Annotated in this window: 15 protein-coding genes; 14 read left to right on the top strand and 1 reads right to left on the bottom strand. The window is 68.9% G+C overall.

What is annotated here, in order from left to right; genetic code table 11:
- Positions 1-21 precede the first annotated feature (21 nt).
- Genes ACZ7OI_RS10820 through ACZ7OI_RS10775 form a run of 10 tightly spaced genes read left to right on the top strand, consistent with a single transcriptional unit; the run spans position 22 to position 10,608 of the window.
- Complete coding sequence (locus tag ACZ7OI_RS10820; protein WP_470263960.1) at positions 22-1,290, top strand: FAD-dependent monooxygenase; 1,269 nt, start codon at positions 22-24, stop codon at positions 1,288-1,290.
- 38 nt (positions 1,291-1,328) lie between these two features.
- A complete protein-coding gene (locus tag ACZ7OI_RS10815; RefSeq protein WP_470263959.1) occupies positions 1,329-2,723 on the top strand; it encodes an MFS transporter in 1,395 nt (464 codons plus the stop codon).
- Between the two features lie 25 nt (positions 2,724-2,748).
- Positions 2,749-3,627 (top strand): FAD binding domain-containing protein, encoded by an 879-nt coding sequence (locus tag ACZ7OI_RS10810; protein ID WP_470263958.1) that lies wholly within the window; start codon positions 2,749-2,751, stop codon positions 3,625-3,627.
- Between the two features lie 58 nt (positions 3,628-3,685).
- The gene (locus tag ACZ7OI_RS10805) at positions 3,686-6,076 is read left to right on the top strand and encodes a xanthine dehydrogenase family protein molybdopterin-binding subunit (protein ID WP_470263957.1); all 2,391 of its coding nucleotides are present in this window, start codon (positions 3,686-3,688) and stop codon (positions 6,074-6,076) included.
- Complete coding sequence (locus tag ACZ7OI_RS10800) at positions 6,073-6,579, top strand: (2Fe-2S)-binding protein (RefSeq protein WP_470263956.1); 507 nt, start codon at positions 6,073-6,075, stop codon at positions 6,577-6,579. Before ACZ7OI_RS10805 ends, ACZ7OI_RS10800 begins: the two co-directional genes overlap by 4 nt.
- Positions 6,576-7,229: an SRPBCC family protein gene (locus ACZ7OI_RS10795; RefSeq protein ID WP_470263955.1), complete on the top strand. Its 654-nt coding sequence runs from the start codon at positions 6,576-6,578 to the stop codon at positions 7,227-7,229. The genes ACZ7OI_RS10800 and ACZ7OI_RS10795 overlap by 4 nt, the downstream gene beginning before the upstream one ends.
- Positions 7,216-7,875, top strand: a complete 660-nt coding sequence (locus tag ACZ7OI_RS10790; protein ID WP_470263954.1) for an isochorismatase family protein — start codon at positions 7,216-7,218, stop codon at positions 7,873-7,875. Before ACZ7OI_RS10795 ends, ACZ7OI_RS10790 begins: the two co-directional genes overlap by 14 nt.
- Positions 7,876-7,894: 19 nt before the next feature.
- Entirely contained in the window at positions 7,895-8,737 is an 843-nt protein-coding gene (locus ACZ7OI_RS10785; RefSeq protein WP_470263953.1) for an alpha/beta fold hydrolase, read from the top strand.
- 57 nt (positions 8,738-8,794) lie between these two features.
- Positions 8,795-9,841, top strand: a complete 1,047-nt coding sequence (locus tag ACZ7OI_RS10780) for a 2,5-dihydroxypyridine 5,6-dioxygenase NicX family protein (RefSeq protein ID WP_452080767.1) — start codon at positions 8,795-8,797, stop codon at positions 9,839-9,841.
- Positions 9,838-10,608 carry a maleate cis-trans isomerase family protein gene (locus ACZ7OI_RS10775; RefSeq protein ID WP_470263952.1) on the top strand — a complete coding sequence of 257 codons (771 nt, stop codon included), beginning with the start codon at positions 9,838-9,840 and terminating at the stop codon, positions 10,606-10,608. Before ACZ7OI_RS10780 ends, ACZ7OI_RS10775 begins: the two co-directional genes overlap by 4 nt.
- Positions 10,609-10,683: 75 nt before the next feature.
- Here the strand turns inward: ACZ7OI_RS10775 and ACZ7OI_RS10770 are convergent, their stop codons facing one another.
- Entirely contained in the window at positions 10,684-11,421 is a 738-nt protein-coding gene (locus tag ACZ7OI_RS10770; protein ID WP_470263951.1) for an IclR family transcriptional regulator, read from the bottom strand.
- 95 nt (positions 11,422-11,516) lie between these two features.
- Here ACZ7OI_RS10770 and ACZ7OI_RS10765 point away from each other — a divergent pair, with 95 nt between their 5' ends.
- The 4 genes from ACZ7OI_RS10765 to ACZ7OI_RS10750 all read left to right on the top strand — a co-directional run bounded on the left by ACZ7OI_RS10765 (position 11,517) and on the right by ACZ7OI_RS10750 (position 17,698).
- A complete protein-coding gene (locus tag ACZ7OI_RS10765) occupies positions 11,517-12,683 on the top strand; it encodes a pyridoxal-phosphate-dependent aminotransferase family protein (protein WP_470263950.1) in 1,167 nt (388 codons plus the stop codon).
- A 79-nt stretch (positions 12,684-12,762) separates the two neighbouring features.
- Entirely contained in the window at positions 12,763-14,070 is a 1,308-nt protein-coding gene (locus tag ACZ7OI_RS10760) for an MFS transporter (RefSeq protein ID WP_470263949.1), read from the top strand.
- Positions 14,067-16,946, top strand: a complete 2,880-nt coding sequence (locus tag ACZ7OI_RS10755) for an FAD-binding and (Fe-S)-binding domain-containing protein (RefSeq protein WP_470263948.1) — start codon at positions 14,067-14,069, stop codon at positions 16,944-16,946. Before ACZ7OI_RS10760 ends, ACZ7OI_RS10755 begins: the two co-directional genes overlap by 4 nt.
- A complete protein-coding gene (locus tag ACZ7OI_RS10750) occupies positions 16,937-17,698 on the top strand; it encodes a fumarylacetoacetate hydrolase family protein (RefSeq protein WP_470263947.1) in 762 nt (253 codons plus the stop codon). Before ACZ7OI_RS10755 ends, ACZ7OI_RS10750 begins: the two co-directional genes overlap by 10 nt.
- Positions 17,699-17,752 lie beyond the last annotated feature (54 nt).

Below are 17,752 nucleotides of genomic sequence, written 5' to 3'. Positions count from 1 at the left end.
CTAGCGGTAGGAGGTCAGCGGGTGGCGGCGAGTCAGTCTTTCGAGGTAGTGGTCGCCGGCGGCGGGTTGGGCGGGCTTTGTGCTGCCTTGTCGTTGCGGCAGCGCGGGTTGCGGGTCACTGTGGTTGAGGCGGCGCCGCAGCTCGGGGAGATCGGGGCGGGGATTCAGACCGCCCCTAATGCCAGCCGGATTCTCATCGGGCTGGGGTTGCGGGCCGAGCTGCAGAAGGTTCGGTGCGAGCCGCAGGATCAGGTTCGGCGGCGGTGGGCCGACGGCAGCATTATCGCGCAGTTGCCGCTCGGGCAGCGGGTCGTCGAGCAGTACGGCGCGCCTTATTGGCATTACCATCGGGCGGATTTGCATTCCGTTCTCCTGCGGGCGTGTATTGATCCCGAGGGTGCCGGACCGGTCGTGAAGGTGGCTACTGCGGCGAAGGTCGTCGATCTTGATCGCGGGAATCCGGAGAGGCCTGCCGTGATCACCGAGGACGGGCGGCGGTTCGAGGGTGACGTTGTCGTGGGGGCGGACGGGATTCGTTCCGCGGTAAGGGATCTCGCCGGGTTTGACGACACGCTCGCGTTCTCGGGCGAGATGGCGTATCGGGCGTTGATTCCGGGAGACTCGATCGCGGCGGATCCGGCTACGCGGTTCCTGGTCGACCGGTACCATTCGACGATTTGGTACGGGCCGGACAAGCATCTCGTCCACTATATGATCCGCGGCGGCGAGTATTTGAACGTCGTGGCGATTGTGCCGTGCACGGAGGAAGTCGAGAAAAACTGGAGTGCGCCCGCCAGTGCGGAGCAGCTCGCGGCTGAGTATTCCGATTGGGACGATCGCGTGCCGACGATGCTGTCGAAGGCCAAGGACGACGTCTCGGTCTGGGCGATGTACCGGCGGCGCCGCGATCCGGTGTGGGTGGACGGGCGCGTTGCGTTGCTCGGGGACGCTTGCCACGCAATGCTTCCGTACCAGGCGCAGGGGGCGTCGCAAGCGATGGAGGACGGGGCGGTTCTCGCGGAGGAGCTGGGGCAGGCTACCCGCGACGGAATCGACAATGCGCTGACCCGGTATGTGCACCGGCGCGCGAAGCATGCTGGGATGGTTCAGGACGCGTCCTTGCGGAACATGAGTTTCTACCACCTCCCGGACGGCCCGGAGCAGCGCGAGCGCGACGAAAAGCTGCGGAGTTTCGACGGCGAGTCCGATGTGTCCTACGACTGGCTGTGGAACGGCACCCCGCTCAACGACCCGGACAACGAATCCATTCACTACCAGTTCGCCCGATAGACAAACGGCCCACGCAGACTTCGCAAAGGAGCAAAGCTATGCGTACCGGAGACCAGGTGGTCCAGGACTTGCCGTGGCGCTGGCGCGTCCAGGGCAAGATCTTCCTCATCGGCGGGCTCGGCTACATGTTCGACGCCTGGGACGTGGCCCTGAACGGATTCCTCACCCCGTTGGTGGGCACGGAATTCGGCCTGTCGGCCACGCAGCGGGGGTTTGTCGCGACCGCCAATTTGATCGGCATGGCCGTGGGGGCGGTCGTCTGGGGGACGGTCGCGGACCGGATCGGGCGCAAGCGGGCGTTCAGCATCACGTTGCTGTTGTTCGCGTTCTTCTCCGTGTTCGCCGCGTTGTCGCCGAATATCGAAGTTTTCCTGCTGCTGCGGTTCCTCGCGGGAGTCGGGCTCGGCGGGTGCATTCCGGTGGATTACGCCATTGTCAGCGAGTTTTCGCCGCGCAAGCAGCGCGGGCGCGTACTGTCCGCAATGGACGGCTGGTGGCCGGTCGGCACTACGCTGGCGGGGGCGTCGGCGACGTTGCTGGTTCCGGTTTCCGGGAACTGGCGGTGGATGCTGGTCCTGATGATCCTGCCCGCGGTGCTGTTGTTCTGGGCGCGTCGCGGGGTTCCGGAATCGCCGTTGTATCTGGTGCGCATGGGGCGCGAATCGGAAGCCCGGCTTGTCATCGACGATCTCGTCGAGCGCACGGGCGCGCCGAAGGAGCAGTACCGGATTCCGCCGGCGATCGAGGAAGACAAGCGCGGCGGCGGGTTGTTCGCGGCCGTTGACCAGCTGCGCCGGGTGTGGGCGTACAACCCGAAGGTCACCGGAGTCGCCTGGGCGCTGTTCATCACGGTGATGCTGGTGTACTACGCCGCGCTGAGCTGGATGCCGTCGATCCTCAAGGCTCAGGGCTTCGGGGAGATCGCCGCGTTCGCTTCGACGACTTTGATGAACGCGCTCGGTATCGTCGGCGTCGTGGTGGCGGTGTTGCTGGTGGACCGCATCGGCCGCAAGCGGGTGATCGCCGCGGCCGGGCCGCTCGCCGCGGTCACGCTGGTGGTCTTCTCGCTGGTGCTCGGCTCGGCCGGGGCCGCGGTGGTGGCGATCGGCGCGTTCGGGCTGTTCTCGCTCATCGTGATCCCGGTGATGTACGCCTTCGTGTCCGAGCTCTACCCGACGGAGCTGCGCGCGTCGGGCTTCGGCTGGGCGTCGTCGTCCAGCCGCGCGGTCACCGGGTTCGCGCCGCTGCTGTTCGGCAGCGTGCTGTGGCCGGTGCTCGGGCTGCCGCTGACGTTCACCCTGCTCGGCCTGCTCGTCGTCGGGGCCGTGGTGTTCATGGTCTTCTGCGCGCCGGAAACCCGGGGCCGGGAGCTGGACCGGATCGACGACGAGACCGCGCCCGCGCCGCACCAGTCCGAACTGGACGCAGTCTGATCCGCCTTACTGGAGAGGGAGTTTCATGAAGCCCGCCGCGTTCGCCTACCACCGGGCGCACGACGTCGCCGACGCCGTCGGCCTGCTTTCCGACCTTGCCGCGCGGGGCCGGGAGCCGAAAGCGATCGCGGGCGGGCAGAGCCTGATGCCGATGATGAGCTTCCGCCTGGCCCGCCCGAGCGACCTGGTCGACCTCGGGCGGTTACGGGACCTGCCGGGGATGACCGGGATCGCGCACGCCGGCCCGGCGCTCCGCATCGGCGCGATGACGACGCACCGCCAGGTCGAGCTGGCCGAGCTCGGCCCGGATTTCGCGGTGCTGGCCGAGGCGATGCGGTACGTCGGGCACCTGCCGATCCGGTCGCGCGGCACGGTCGGCGGCAGTCTCGTGCACGGCGACGCCACCGCGGAGTGGTGCATGCTCGCGCTGCTGCTGGACGCGGTGATCGTCGCGGAAGGTCCGAACGGCCGTCGCGAGATCCCGGCGGGGGAGATGTTCTACGGCTTCTACGCGACCGCGGTGGAGGCGGACGAGGTCGTCACGGAGGTCCGGTTCACCCGGGCGGCGCCGAAGGCGGCGTTGACCGAGTTTTCCCGGCGTGCGGGGGATTTCGCGACGGTCGCGGCTGCGGTGACGCTTGAAACTCGCGCGGACGGATCGCTGGAAGGCGGGCGGGTGGTGCTCGGCGGGGTCGCGCCTGCGCCGTTGCGGGTGCCGGAGGCCGAGGAGGTGCTGGTGGGCGGCGAGCCGGGGCCGGAGCTGTTCGCGGCGTGCGGCCGGGCGGCGGCGGAGGCGATCGATCCGCGGGGCGACGCGCAGGGGAGTGCGGACTACCGGCGTGCGCTGACGAGGACGTTGGTGGCACGAAGTCTGGGCCAGGCGTGGGAGAAGGGGGACCGGTGACGGCGAGCGAACCCGAGGCCGTAGCGGCGCGAAGCCGGGCAGGGGAGAGGGGAAACTGGTGAAGGCATCGGAAGAACCCCGGTTCGACGGCCGGGGCGGCAAGTGGATCGGCGCGTCCGTGCGCCGCCGCGAGGACCCTCGGCTGGTCACCGGCCGAGGACGGTTCGTGGACGACATCCATCTCCATGGCATGCTGCACGCCGGGTTCGTGCGCGCGACCGTCGCGCACGGCAAGATCACCGAGCTCGACCTCGGTGCCACCCGCGAGGTGGACGGCGTCGTGGCCGCGTACTCGGCGGAAGACCTCCAGCTCGGCGACATGGTCGCCCTGCTGGACCGCCCGCCCGAGGAGTTCACGCCGACCACGATGCCGATACTCGCGCGCGGCAAGGTGCGGTTCGTCGGCGAGCCGATCGCGCTGGTCATCGCGAAGGATCCGTACGCGGTCGAGGACGGCATCGAGGCCGCGCAGGTCAGTTACGAGGTCCTCGACGCCGTCGTGTCCGAGGAAACCGCGCTCGCCGAGAACGCGCCGTTGGTGCACGAAGACGCGCCGAGCAATGTGCTGCTGGATGTCACCTCATTCGACACTCCGGGTGTGGACGAAGCGTTCGCGGACGGGTGCGTGATCGAGCTCGTCACCCGCAGCGGGCGGCAGAACGCGTTGCCGTTGGAGACGCGCGGCGCGGTGGCGTCCTGGGACGACCGCGACGAGCAGCTTCTCGTCCAGACCTGCAGCCAGGTGCCGCACCAGGTCCGTACCGTGCTGGCGCGTTCGCTGCGGATTCCGGAGCGTTCGGTGCGCGTCGTGGTCCCGGACATGGGCGGCGGCTTCGGACAGAAATGCGTTGTCGGACGGGAGGAAATCGCGGTCGCGGCGGCGGCGAAACTGTTGCGGCGTCCGGTGAAGTGGATCGAGGACCGCAGCGAAGCCCTCGCGTCCGGATTCCTCGCGCGCGAGCAGCGGTACTGCACCCGCGCCGCGTTCACTCCGGACGGCGAGCTGACCGCGCTGGAGTCCGACATCGTGTGCGACATGGGTGCGTACTCGTGCTATCCGTTCACCGTCGGCATCGAACCGCTGATGGCGGCGGCGGAAATGCCGTCGGTGTACAAGGTTCCGGCCTACCGGGTGCGGGCGCGCGCGATCACCAGCAACAAAGCGCCGACCGCGCCGTATCGCGGGGTCAGCCGTCCGCAGTACGTCATGGTGATGGAGCGGATCATGGACCTGGCCGCGCGCCGGCTCGGCCTCGACCCGGTGGAGATCCGCCGCCGCAACGTGATCACCGAGTTTCCGTACACCGGCATCAACAAGGTGACTTACGATCCGGGCAGTTACCTCGAATCGCTGGAGCTGGGCGAAAAGATCCTCCGCGACGAGGGCTGGTACGAGCTGCGGGAGAAGAACCCGAACATCGGCATCGGCTTCAGCTGCTTCTCCGAGCGGACCGGTTACGGCTCCGAGGCGTTCGCGAAGCGGAAGATGACCGTCGTCCCCGGGTTCGACGTGAGCGAGATCCGGATGGACCTCACCGGCTCCGTCGTGGTCACCAGCGGCACGATCAACCACGGGCAGTCCCACGAAACGACGTTCGCGCAGATCATCGCGGAACGGCTCGGCGTCGACCTCGCCAAGGTCAAGCTGCGCCAGGGCGACACCGAGCGGATTTCCTACGGCTGGGGCACTTTCGCCTCGCGATCGGTGACGATCGGCGGCTCCGCGGTGGCGACGGCGGCGACCCGGCTGGGCGAGCAGCTCTGCCTCATCGCGGCGCATCTGCTGGACACCCGCGCCGAGAACGTCGGCCTCGACGGCGACGGCGGCGTCATCCAGCTCGACGACCCCAGCCGCCGGCTTTCGTTCGAGGAGATCGCCGACGTCGCGTACCTGCGCAGCCACTTGCTGCCCAAGGAAGCCGAGCCGACGCTCACCGCCACCGCGGCGTTCGACGTCCCCGGCGACGGCACGTTCTCGAACGCGACGCACGCGGTCGTGGTCGAGGCCGATCCGGGCACCGGCCAGGTCAAAATCCTCCGCTACGCCTGCGTCGAGGACTGCGGCGTGGTGATCAACCCGAAGGTGGTCGACGGGCAGGCGCGCGGCGGCATCGCGCAGGGCATCGCCGGCGCGCTGTTCGAGGAGGTCACCTACGCCGAGAACGGCGAACCGTCGGCGGCGAGCTTCATCGACTACCTCGTGCCGACCGCCGCGGAGATCCCCGACATCACCGTCGACCACCTCGAAACCCCTTGCGCCTTCACCGAAAGCGGCGCGAAGGGAGCCGGGGAGGGCGGCACGATCGGCGCGCCCGCGGCGGTGCTGAACGCGGTCAACGACCTCCTCTGGCACACCGGGGTCCAGCTGGAGCAGACCCCGATCCACCCCGAAGCCGTCCTCGCCGCGCTGAGCGCGGCAGACCGGGAGAAAGCGGGAACCGGCGCATGACCGACAAACAGCTGATCGTCCTGACCGTCAACGGCGAGGAGCACGAACTGCTCGTCGAACCCCGGTGGACGCTGCTCGACGTGGTGCGGCACCACGTGGGGCTCACCGGCACGCACGTCGGCTGCGAGCACGGCGTCTGCGGGGCGTGCACGATCCTGGTCGACGGCGAACCGGTGCGCGCCTGCCTGATGTACGCCGTGCAGGCGGAAGGATGCGCGATCCGGACCGTCGAAGACCTTGGCACGCCGGAAGAACCGAACGATCTGCAGCAGGCTTTCTCGGAACACCACGGTCTGCAGTGCGGCTTCTGCACGCCCGGATTCCTCATGCTGGCCGAAGGATTCCTTGCCCAGCAACCGTCGCCGACGCGCGAGGAAATCCGGGAGACGGTGTCGTCGAATCTCTGCCGCTGCACCGGGTATCAGACCATTGTGGACGCGATAGAGGCGACCGCCGCCCAGCGGTCCGCCGGAACCGGCAAGAAAGAGGACGCTGTCCGATGATTCTCGAGAACACCCTTGACCTTCCCGGCGATCCGGACACCGTGTTCGCGCTGCTCAACGACGTCGAGCGGGTCGCGGGCTGCCTGCCCGGTGCGGTGCTGGAGGGCAAGGACGGCGAGTCCTACCTCGGCAAGGTCAAGTTCAAGGTCGGCCCGGTCAGCGCCGCGTACGCGGGCAAGGTCCGGTTCACCGAGATCGCCGAGGGCGAGCGGCGGCTGCGGCTGTCGGCCCGGGGCGCGGACAGCCACGGAAACGGCGACGCGGAAGCGGACGTCACGCTGACCCTGGTGCCCGGCCCGAAGGGTTCGTCGCTGAATCTGCACACTGACCTCGTGGTGCGGGGCAAGATCGCGCAGTTCGGCAAGGGCGCGATCAGCACGGTGTCGAACCGGATCCTGCAGCAGTTCGCGCAGAATCTCGGTGCGCTGCTGGAAAACGGCGGTACCGCGCCAGCGCCTGCTACGGTCACGACTGCAGCTGCGCCTGCCTCGGATTCGCTCGACGGCCTCGCGATGCTGCTCCCGCCCAACGCGAAGCGGTACCTCCCGGTCGTCGCGGCGGGCGCGCTCGGGCTGTTCCAGGGCTGGTTGCTGGGCCGAGTCCGGTCGCAGAACAAACTGATCAAGGAGCTGCTGCGTGAGCGCGCCTGAAAACGGACTGCACGGCACCGAGACCGATCAGACCTACGCCCGCGCGGGTTTCGGCGCAGCGGTGCCGAGGGGAACCGCGCCGGTGCTGGTCGTGGTCGACCTGACCCGCGGCTTCACCGAACCGGTTTTTCCTTCCGGTGCAGACCTTTCCGCCGAAGTCGAAGCCACCGGCGCGTTGGTCCGAGCCGCGCACGAGAGCGGAGCCCCTGTGGTCTATACCGCGATCAGCTACACCCCCGCGGAGGCGGACGGCGACGCCATCGCGTGGCTGCGCAAGGCTCCCGGCATGCGCAGCCTCCGCGACGGAAGCGCCGAAGTCGCGCTCGATCCGCGACTGGAACAGCGCGAGGAAGACCACCTGATCGTCAAGAAGGGCGCGTCCGCGTTCCACGGAACGAGCCTCGCCGCGCTGCTCACCGGCCTGGGTGCGGACACCGTGCTGGTCTGCGGCGCGACGACCTCGGGCTGCGTACGAGCCACCGCTGTCGACGCTGTCCAATCCGGCTTCAACACTCTCGTGGTCCGGGATGCTTGCGGCGACCGCGCACGCGGACCGCACGACGCCGCTCTCTTTGACCTGCAAGCCAAATACGCCGACGTGATCGGCCTGGGCGAGGGCGTCGAGCTGCTCGCCAAGGCCCGCTGAACCCGGAAGGAGTTCCCGTATGTCCTCAGTTTCCGACCGGGTGCTGACCCAGCCCGCGCTCGCCGAACTGGCGAACGTCCCGGCGAAGAGCGTCTGGGTGCGGTCTGGTTCAGTCCGGCTGCACGTTCTCGACTACGGCCCGGCCGACGGCGTTCCGCTCGTGATCCTGCCCGGCATCACCAGCCCGGCGATCACCATGGACTTCGTCGCCCGCGAGCTGACCGACCTGGTCCGCCCGCTGGTGCTCGACATCCGCGGTCGCGGCCTGTCCGACGACGGGCCCGGCTACGACCTCGAGGCCTATGCTGCCGACGTCGAAGCGGTCGTCGACCAGTTGAACCTGTCGTCGCCGCTGCTGTTCGGCCACTCGATGGGCGCGCGGATCGCGGCCAAAGCCGCGCTGTCCGGCGGGATCGCGGGCACCGTCCTCGCCGACCCGCCGATGAGCCGAGCCGGACGGCCGTACCCGACCTCGCTGGCGGTCTTCGAGTCCCAATTGGACCAAGCACAGCGGGGAACCAGCGCGGACGAGGTCGCCGCTTCGTGGCCGCGCTGGCCGCGCCGGGAGCAGGAACTGCGTGCTGGCTGGCTTGCGTCGTGCTCTCGTGCCGCCATCGCGGCGACGCACGCGGGCTTCGAGTCCGAGGAATTTCTTCCGTTGTGGGAAAAACTGAGCGGACCCGCCGTGCTGTTGTACGGCGCGGAGAGCCCGGTGGTGACCTCAGCGGACGTCGCGGTGCTGGAGAAATCAGCGCATCCGCTGATCAGCATCGAAAACGCCGGGCACATGATCTTCTGGGACGAACCGCGGCCCGCTCTGCAGGCGCTGCGCTCGGCTTTGAAGGACCTGCTCGCTCGCTGACCCCGGCGTGTTTTTCGTACTCGGATAATCCGTATTCGGACAATAAAGGAGGTCGCCATGGACCAGAACCTGTTCAACGACATCTGCTTGCGCCAGCTGACTTTTTCCGGCGTGCACGAGGGGGAGACGGTCGTCGTGCTGACGCGCGGGGCCGAGCGCGCGGAGTACGCGGACGCCTTCCTCTGGGCCGCCCAGCAGCTCGGCGCGGCGACCTACCACATGCGGCTGCCGTCGCCGGCGAGCGCTTCCGGCGCGTGGGCGGTCGGGCAGTCAGGTCTTGACCAGCTGCCGCTCGCCGTGGAGGCGCTGAAGGCCGCGGACATGGTCGTGGACTGCACGTTCCTGCTGTTCAGCGAGGAGCAGTTCGCGATCCAGGCCGCCGGCACCCGGATCCTGACCGCCGTCGAACCGCCCGAGCTGCTGGCCCGGCTGATGCCGACGAAGGAGCTGCGCGAGCGCGTCGAGATCGGCGCGGAACTGCTGGCCAAGGCCAAGACCATGCGGATCACCAGTCCACACGGGACGGACGTCACCTACCAGCTGGGCGTGTACCCGACGATGAGCGAGTACGGCTACACTGACCAGCCCGGCCGCTGGGACCACTGGCCCGCGGCGTTCGTGTTCACCGGCGGTTCGGACGACGGCGTGGACGGCAAGATCGTGCTCGCGCCCGGCGACGTGCTGCTGCCGTTCAACACCTACGTGCAGACGCCGGTCGAGCTGACTATCGAAAAGGGCTTCATCCAGGACATCCGTGGGGGCGCGGGCTCGTCCGGCCTCGACGCCGACCTGCTGCGCAGCTACATCGAATCGTTCCACGACCCGCGCGGTTACGGCATGTCGCACGTCGGCTGGGGCCTCGACGAGCGGGCGCACTGGCACGGACTGACGCAGTTCCCCGGCGGCATGGGCATGGAGCTGCGGAGCTTCTACGGCAACGTGATGTTCTCGATCGGCCCGAACAACGAACTCGGCGGCCCGAACGACACCGCGTGCCACTTCGACATCCCGATGCGCGGCAACAGCCTGTACCTCGACGACGAGCTGATCGTCGACGCGGGCGAGCTGACCGTGAAGGAAATGCGCCCGGCGGCGAAGCGATGACCGACCACCACATCGGGATGATTGTCCCGAGTTCCAACCTGACCATGGAAACCGAGCTGCCGCGGATGCTGCGCGCCCGCGAAGAGCTGTATCCGGAGGACCGGTTCGTCTTCCACTCCGCCCGCGCGCGGATGCAACACGTGACGCCGGAGCAGCTGCGCGCGATGAACGCCCAGGCAGAACGCGCGGCGACCGAACTGGCCGACGCGCGGCCCGGCGTCGTGGCGACCGCGTGCCTGGTCGCGATCATGGCGCAGGGTCCGGGATATCACTGCACCGCCGAGGATTCGATCACGTCGGCGTTGCGTGCGGAAGGCTCGGACGCGCCGGTGGTTTCGTCGGCGGGCGCGCTGCTGTCCGGGATCGCCGCGCTGGAGGCGAAGCGGGTCGCGATCGTGACGCCGTACCTGAAGCCGTTGACCCAGGCGGTGATCGAGTACCTGGAGGACGCGGGCGTCGAGGTGGTCGATTCGCTCTCGCTGGAGGTGCCCGACAACCTGGCGGTGGCACGGCTGGACCCGGCGGATCTCCTTGCGCACTACCGGAAACTGGACCTTTCGCGGGCGGACGCGCTGGTGCTGTCGGCGTGCGTGCAGATGCCGTCGCTGCCGTCGGTCCAGCCGGTGCAGGACGCGGTGGGGATCCCGGTGCTGTCGGCGGCTACGGCTACGACGTTCCGGATTCTCAGCGAGCTGGGGGTGCGGCCGGAGGTGCCGGGAGCGGGGCATTTGCTGAGCGGGAAGGTTTCGGCCAAGCAGGCCGCGTAACGGCGGAACCCCGAGGCCGGAGTCTGTCCTCGGGGTTCGCCGTTCTTTCCAGACCGTGACCTCCCTCGGGCTGGCTCACCGCAGCTGGAGACCGAGTTCCCGCGCCGCCCGGCTCACCGCCGCTCCGAACACCGCCTCCGATTCGGCCGTCAGCCGGGTGATCGGAAGGTTGATGCTCAAGCTCGCGACCGGCTGGTCGCCGCCGCCGAGTACCGCGGCCGCGACCGAGCCGACATCGGCGCGCCATTCTCCGTGGTTGGCCGCGAAACCCCGCTCCCGGATGACGGCCAGTTCGGCGCGGAGCCGGTCCGGGTCGGTGACGGTGCTGTCGGTGTAGCGCGGAAGTTCTTGCGCGAGAAGGGGTTTCAGCACCTCCTCGGAACTGTAGGCGAGCACCGCCTTGCCGTTGGCCGACGCGTGCAGGGGGAGCGCGTGGCCGAGCGTCATGCCGACGCGCAACGGTTTCGTCGTTTCCAGGCGTTCGATCAGCACCATCCGGTTGTCCTCCGGGACGGTGAGGTGCACGGTCTCCTCGGTTTCGCGCCGGAGTTCCTCCATGATCGGCACCGCCGCGCCGCGCAGGCCGAGTTCGCCGCTGGCGCGCGCGCCGACCGTCAGCGCCTTCGTGGTGACGACCCAGCGGGTGTACTCCCCGGCGGTCGGCCGGATCCAGCCGGCCTCGTCGAGCGCGAGCAGCGCGCGCTGCACGGTGCTCTTCGGCAGGCCCAGCAGCCGGGACAATTCCCCGACCCCGGCGGGCTGATTCGCCGCTACTTCCTCGAGAACCCGCAGCGTGTTGACGACATTGCGCACAGCCTTGACTCCCTGATCGAGCCTACCTACCATCTCGTGGCCGTTTCGCGGCATAGTGTGCCATCTCCCGGCACAGATGGGAAGTGAGGACCTCGATGACGACCCGCAGCGGACGCCATTTCCTGCAGATTCCCGGGCCGAGCAACGTCCCGGACCGCGTGTTGCACGCGATCGCGCACCCGACCATCGACCATCGCGGCCCGGATTTCGCGGACCTCACGCTCGACGTCCTGAGCCGGCTCGGGCCGGTGTTCGGCACCGAGGGCCCGGTGGTGATCTATCCGTCCTCGGGGACCGGCGCGTGGGAAGCCGCGCTCGTCAACACCTTGTCGCCGGGCGATCGGGTGCTGGCCTTCGAAACCGGCCACTTCGCGACGCTCTGGCGCGAACTGGCGGAACGGCTCGGCTTGGAAGTCGACTTCGTCCCCGGCGACTGGCGGCGCGGCGTCGACCCGGCGGTCGTGGCGGAACGGCTCGCCGCCGACACCGGGCACGCCATCGCGGCCGTCATGGTGGTGCACAACGAAACCTCGACCGGCGTCACGAGCCGCATCCCGGAGATCCGGGCCGCGATGGACGAGGCCGGACACCCGGCGCTGCTCTTCGCCGACACGATCTCGTCGCTGGGCTCGCTCGACTACCGCCACGACGAATGGGGCGTGGACGTCACCATCAGCTGCTCCCAGAAGGGCCTCATGCTGCCGCCCGGCCTCGGCTTCAACGCGATCAGCGCGAAGGCGCTGGCGGCGGCCGAAAAGTCGCGGCTGCCGAAGGCGTACTGGAGCTGGCAGCCGATCCTGGACAGCAACGTCAACGGCTATTACCCCTACACGCCCGCGACGAACCTGCTGTTCGGCCTGCGGGAAGCGCTGACGATCCTCGAAGAAGAGGGTCTGGGGTCGGTGTTCGCCCGGCACCAGCGGTATGCGGAGGCGACGCGTGCGGCGGTCCGCGGCTGGGGGCTGGAAGTGCTGTGCGCGGACGAGCGCGAGTACTCCGGGGTTCTCACCGGCGTCCTCCTGGGGCCGGGGCACGACGCGGACAAGATCCGCCGGACGATTCTCGAACGCTTCGACCTTTCGCTGGGCGCGGGGCTGGGCAAGCTCGCCGGCCGGGTGTTCCGCATCGGGCACCTCGGCGATCTCGGCGACCTGACCCTGGCCGGCGCGCTCGCCGGCGTCCACATGGGACTCCAGCTGTCCGGAGTCCGCATCGGCGACGCCGGTCTCGCTGCGGCCCTGGAGGTCCTGCGCGCGGGCTGACCCGCCGTTCCCGAAGACCCGACGCACGGCAACCGGCCGGCGCGAATCCGCGCCGCGCCGCCTACAAGGAGGTAGGCCGTTGAACGAGCGGACGTCTTTTTTCCGGCGCCTGTCGCAGCAGAAGCGATGGACGCACATCCTTCCGGTCATCGTGTTCATCTACGTCATCTGCTACATCGACCGGACCAACATCAGCTTCGCGCTGCCGCACCTCAAGACCGACATGCACCTCAGCGGCTCGCAGCAGGGACTGGCGAGCGGCATCTTCTTCTGGGGCTACCTGCTGCTGCAGATCCCCGGCGGCTACCTCGCCGAACGCTGGAGCGCGAAGCGGTGGGTCGCGATCCTGATGGTGCTGTGGAGCCTCGCCGCGATGGCGTCGGGCCTGACCACGACCTTCGGCGAACTGCTGCTGTCCCGGTTCCTGCTCGGCGTGGCCGAAGGCGGCGTCCAGCCCGCGCTGATGGCCACGATCCGCGCCTGGTTCCCGTTCGCCGAACGCAGCCGCGCGTTCGCGATCTTCAAGCTGTACACGCCGATCGCGGCGATCGTGGCCGCTCCGCTGTCCGGCATTCTGCTGACTGTCGCGGACTGGCGCTGGATGTTCGTCATCCAGGGAGGCGCGCCGCTGATCGTCGGGTTGATCGCGTGGCTCGCGGTGATGCAGGACCGCCCGGCGAAGGCCAAGTGGCTGTCGGCGGAGGAACGCGCCTATCTCGACCAGTCGCGGAAGATCACGGGGGAACCGGTGGAGCAGCCCTCGGTCAAGGCTGCGCTCGGCAGCCGGATCGTGTGGCGGTTCGCGCTCGTCTACACCTTGACGCAGATGGGGTTGCTCGGCTTCAGCCTGTGGCTGCCGAGTGTGCTGAAGCAGGCTTTCCACACCGATCTGCAGGTCGGGCTGGTCGCGATGCTGCCGCAGGTCGCGGCGGGAATCGCGATCGTCCTGGTCGGCCGCTCGGCGGACCGGCGCGGCGGGCACGTGTCGCACGCCTGCTGGGTGCTCGTGGCCGGGGCGGTGATCCTGTGCGGGGCGAGCCTGATCTCGGCGCAGCAGAAATGGCTGGTGCTGGGCGCGATGGTGCTCGGCACGGCGGCCTCCATCGCGTGGTACGGCCCGTTCTGGGCGACCGTCACGAAACTGACCCCGGCGGCGGCCGCGGGAGCGGGAATCGGGCTGATCAACGGAATCGGGAACCTCGGCAGCTTCTTCGGCCCGTACCTCGGCGGCTGGCTGACCGACGTGAGCGGCGGCTACGTGCTGACGCAGGTGTTGTTCGGGGTGGTTTTCGCGGTGGCCGCGCTGCTGATTTTCCCGCTGCGGAAGCGGATGCGGGCCGGTGCGCCGGTCGCGGATCTGTCACCGGTGTCGAAAGGAACCTCATGACTGACTCTGCTGCGGTCGAGCGTGCGTTGCGGTCTGTTGTGGACGGTGACGTTTCGTTCGACGATTACACCCGGCATCTCTTTTCCCGTGATGCCAGCATGTATTCGATGATGCCGCTCGGCGTGGTGTTCCCGCGCGATGCCGACGACGTCGCCGCGACCGTTCGGATCGCCGCCGAGCACGGTGTGCCGGTCGTGCCCCGGGGCGCGGGGACGAGCCTGGCCGGGCAGACGGTCGGGCCGGGCTTGGTGCTCGATTTTTCCCGGCACCTCACCAAAATCCTCGACCTGGACCCGGTCGCGCGCACCGCGCTCGTGGAGGCGGGTGTCGTCCAGGATCAGCTGAACCGGGCGGCGGCCGGGCACGGGCTGATGTTCGGTCCGGACACCTCGACGAGCAACCGGGCGACTGTCGGCGGCATGATCGGCAACAACTCCGCGGGCAGCGGATCGCTGACCTACGGGATGACCATCGACCACGTGCGCGCGCTGGACGTCGTGCTCGCCGACGGCACGCGGACCCGGCTCGAACCGGTGGACGAGGACGAACGGAACCGCCGCGCGCGGCCCGACACCTTGGCGGGGCGGATCCACCGGGAACTGCCGGAGCTGGTCGAGGCCAACCGGGAGGTGATCACCGCCGACATGCCGGTGTTCTGGCGGCGCGCGGGCGGCTACCGGCTCGAACGGCTGGTGGACGGGCCATTCGACCTCGCGAAGTTCGTGGTCGGTTCGGAGGGCACGCTCGTGGTCGCCACGCACGCGCTGGTCGATCTGGTGCCGAAGCCGGCGCACACCTTCTACGCGGTCGGCCACTTCGCCGACACTCCGGGCGCGATCGCGGCCACCACGGACGCGCTGAGCTGCGACCCGCACCAGGTCGAGCTGATGGACCGGACGATCCTGGAGCTGTCCCGGCAAAAGCTGGAATACGCGGACCTCGGGAACAGTCTCGTCGGCGACCCCGGCGCGCTGCTGTTCGTCTCCTTCAGCGGCGACGACGAAACAGAACTGAACGCGAAACTGGACCGGCTCGAAAAGCTGTGGCGGCGCAACGGCCACGGTTACCACACGCTTCGCGCGGTGACCGCCGCCGAACAGGGCGCTCTGCTGAAGGTCCGCAAATCGAGTCTCGGTCTGCTGATGGCCGCGGGCGAAGGGACTCGGCGGCCGCTCGCGTTCGTCGAGGACACGGCTGTCGATCCGCTGCATCTCGCCGATTACACCAAGCGGTTCAAGGAAATTCTGGACGACCACGGTATGGAGGCGGGCTTCTACGGGCATTGTTCGGTGGGCTGCCTGCACATCCGCCCGTTCGTGGACCTGACGAAGCCGGACGAGGTCGCGAAAATGCGCTCGGTCGCCGAGGCGGTCAAAGACCTTGTTTCCGAATACGGCGGCGTCAATTCCAGCGAACACGGCGACGGTCTCGCCCGCAGCGAATTCAACCGCGAGATCTTCGGCCCCGAACTGTATGAGGCGATGCGCCGGGTCAAGGGCCTCTTCGACCCGGCGGGGATCATGAACCCGGGCAAGATCGTGGACGCGCCGTCGATGACCGAGAACCTGCGGGATCGCGACAGCCTCCCGCCCGCGCCGCCGTTGCGCACCTCGCTGCCGTTCGAGGTCGTCGGCGGCATGCGCGGGGCGGCCGACCGGTGCATGAACATCGGGCTGTGCCGCAAATCCGGGTCCGGCGTGATGTGTCCGTCCTATATGGCCACGAAGAACGAGGAGGATTCGACTCGCGGCCGGGCGAACGCGCTGGTCAAGGCGCTGTCCGAACCTGACCCGCACGCCGCGCTCGGAGGCGAGCGGCTGCACGAGGTGCTCGACCTGTGCCTGATGTGCAAGGCCTGCAAGAGCGAATGCCCGATGAGCGTCGACATGGCCGCCCTGAAGGCGGAGACGCTGTCGCACCATCACGAGATCCACGGCGTTCCGCTGCGGTCGCGGGTTTTCGGTTCGATCCGCGCCCTCAACCGGCTCGGCTCGGCGACCGCGCCGCTGTCGAACCTGCCCGGGCGGATCGGCTTCCTGCGCCGGTTGGCGGATCGCGCGCTCGGCATCACCGCCGAACGTCCGCTGCCCCGCTTCGAACGACGGAATCTGGTGCGCTGGTTCCGCCGCCGCAGCACCGTTTCCGGCCCGCTGGGCACGGTGAACTGGCTCGCGGACTCGTTCACCACCTTCACCGAACCGCACGTCGGGCGCGCGGCGATCGAGCTGCTGGAACTGTCGGGCTGGAAGGTCGAACTGGCCGGCGGCGGGTGCTGCGGCCGGTCGAGTCTCTCCAAAGGGCTGGTGGACGACGCGAAGAGGAAAGCACGGGGTTTGGTCGACGCGATCAGCGCGAACACCGCGCCGGGGTCGCCGATCGTCGGCTGCGAACCGTCGTGCCTGTTCATGCTGCGCGACGAACATCCCGCGATGCTGTCCGGACCGGCACTGGCGGATCGGGTCCGGCAGGTCGAGGAGCTGCTGACCGCCGCGATCGACGAGGGACGGCTGAAGCTGCGGAACGATTCGTGGCTCGCTGGTCGCCGGATCGTTTTCCACGGCCACTGCCACCAGAAAGCCGAGGTCGGCACCGCGGCGACGATGGCGTTGCTGCGCCGGATCCCGGGCGCGGAGGTCGAGGAGATCGACTCGGGCTGCTGCGGCATGGCCGGATCGTTCGGGTTCGAGGCCGAGCATTACGAGACGTCGATGCGGGTCGGGGGAGAACGGCTGTTTCCCGCGCTCGCCAAGGAAAACTCGGACACCGTCGTCGCCGCGACCGGGGTTTCGTGCCGCCAGCAGATCTTCCACGGCGCGGGGCGGACGGCCTGGCATCCGGTCGAACTCGTGCGGGAGGCGATGAAGCCGTGCGAATAGTCCGCTATGTCCAGGAAGGGCGGGCCCGTCAGGGGGTCGTCGCCGGGGAGACGGTGCACGAGCTGTCCGGCGACGGACCTGGCCGCGCGGTGGGAAGGCTGGCCGACGTGACGCTGTTGTCGCCGTGCGTTCCCCGGACGATTGTTTGTGCTGGCAGCAATTACGCGGGTCAGATTGTCGAGAAAGGACGGTCGTGGCCGGAGCGGCCTGCGTTGTTCCTGAAGGCGCCTAACTCGGTGATCGGCCCGGCGGGGGACATCGAACGCCCGGCGGAGGTCGGCCGTCTCGAGTACGAAGGGGAGCTGGCCGTGGTGGTCGGCCGGACCGCGCGGGACGTTCCGGCGGACCGGTTCGGCGAGTTCGTGCTGGGCTACACCTGCGCGAACGACGTGACCGCCGACGATTGGCGCGGCGACGGGCAATGGACGCGGGCGAAGAGCGCGGACACGTTCTGCCCGCTCGGGCCGTGGATCGAAACCGAGGTGCCGGACCCGGCCGCGCTGACCGTCACCACCTGGCTGGACGGCGAGCTGGTCCAGAAGGCCTCGACGGGCGAGATGGTGTTCGGGGTCGGCGAGCTGCTGGCGTTCGTGACCCGCTGGATCACCCTGGAACCCGGCGACGTCCTGCTGACCGGCAGCCCGGCCGGGGTCGGGCCGATGGCGCCCGGCCAGGCCGTGGAGGTGGCGATCTCCGGGATCGGGTCGCTGCGGAACACCGTTCGGGCACGGGAAAAGCGACGCGGGCCCTGACCGGGCCGGACGCCGGGAAGCGCCCGGCTGCCGGAGATCGCCGCCGCGCAGTTT

The sequence above is a fragment of the Amycolatopsis sp. NPDC114503 genome, from assembly GCF_055633655.1.
This window is presented reverse-complemented; position numbering and strand designations above follow the sequence as displayed.

What these genes read in the sequence shown, in the direction of transcription:
- ACZ7OI_RS10815 (WP_470263959.1), top strand. Translation starts at nt 1,329, where the DNA reads ATGCGTACCGGAGACCAGGTGGTCCAGGACTTGCCGTGGCGCTGGCGC.
- ACZ7OI_RS10810 (WP_470263958.1), top strand. Translation starts at nt 2,749, where the DNA reads ATGAAGCCCGCCGCGTTCGCCTACCACCGGGCGCACGACGTCGCCGAC.
- ACZ7OI_RS10800 (WP_470263956.1), top strand. Translation starts at nt 6,073, where the DNA reads ATGACCGACAAACAGCTGATCGTCCTGACCGTCAACGGCGAGGAGCAC.
- ACZ7OI_RS10795 (WP_470263955.1), top strand. Translation starts at nt 6,576, where the DNA reads ATGATTCTCGAGAACACCCTTGACCTTCCCGGCGATCCGGACACCGTG.
- ACZ7OI_RS10785 (WP_470263953.1), top strand. Translation starts at nt 7,895, where the DNA reads ATGTCCTCAGTTTCCGACCGGGTGCTGACCCAGCCCGCGCTCGCCGAA.
- ACZ7OI_RS10780 (WP_452080767.1), top strand. Translation starts at nt 8,795, where the DNA reads ATGGACCAGAACCTGTTCAACGACATCTGCTTGCGCCAGCTGACTTTT.
- ACZ7OI_RS10775 (WP_470263952.1), top strand. Translation starts at nt 9,838, where the DNA reads ATGACCGACCACCACATCGGGATGATTGTCCCGAGTTCCAACCTGACC.
- ACZ7OI_RS10765 (WP_470263950.1), top strand. Translation starts at nt 11,517, where the DNA reads ATGACGACCCGCAGCGGACGCCATTTCCTGCAGATTCCCGGGCCGAGC.
- ACZ7OI_RS10755 (WP_470263948.1), top strand. Translation starts at nt 14,067, where the DNA reads ATGACTGACTCTGCTGCGGTCGAGCGTGCGTTGCGGTCTGTTGTGGAC.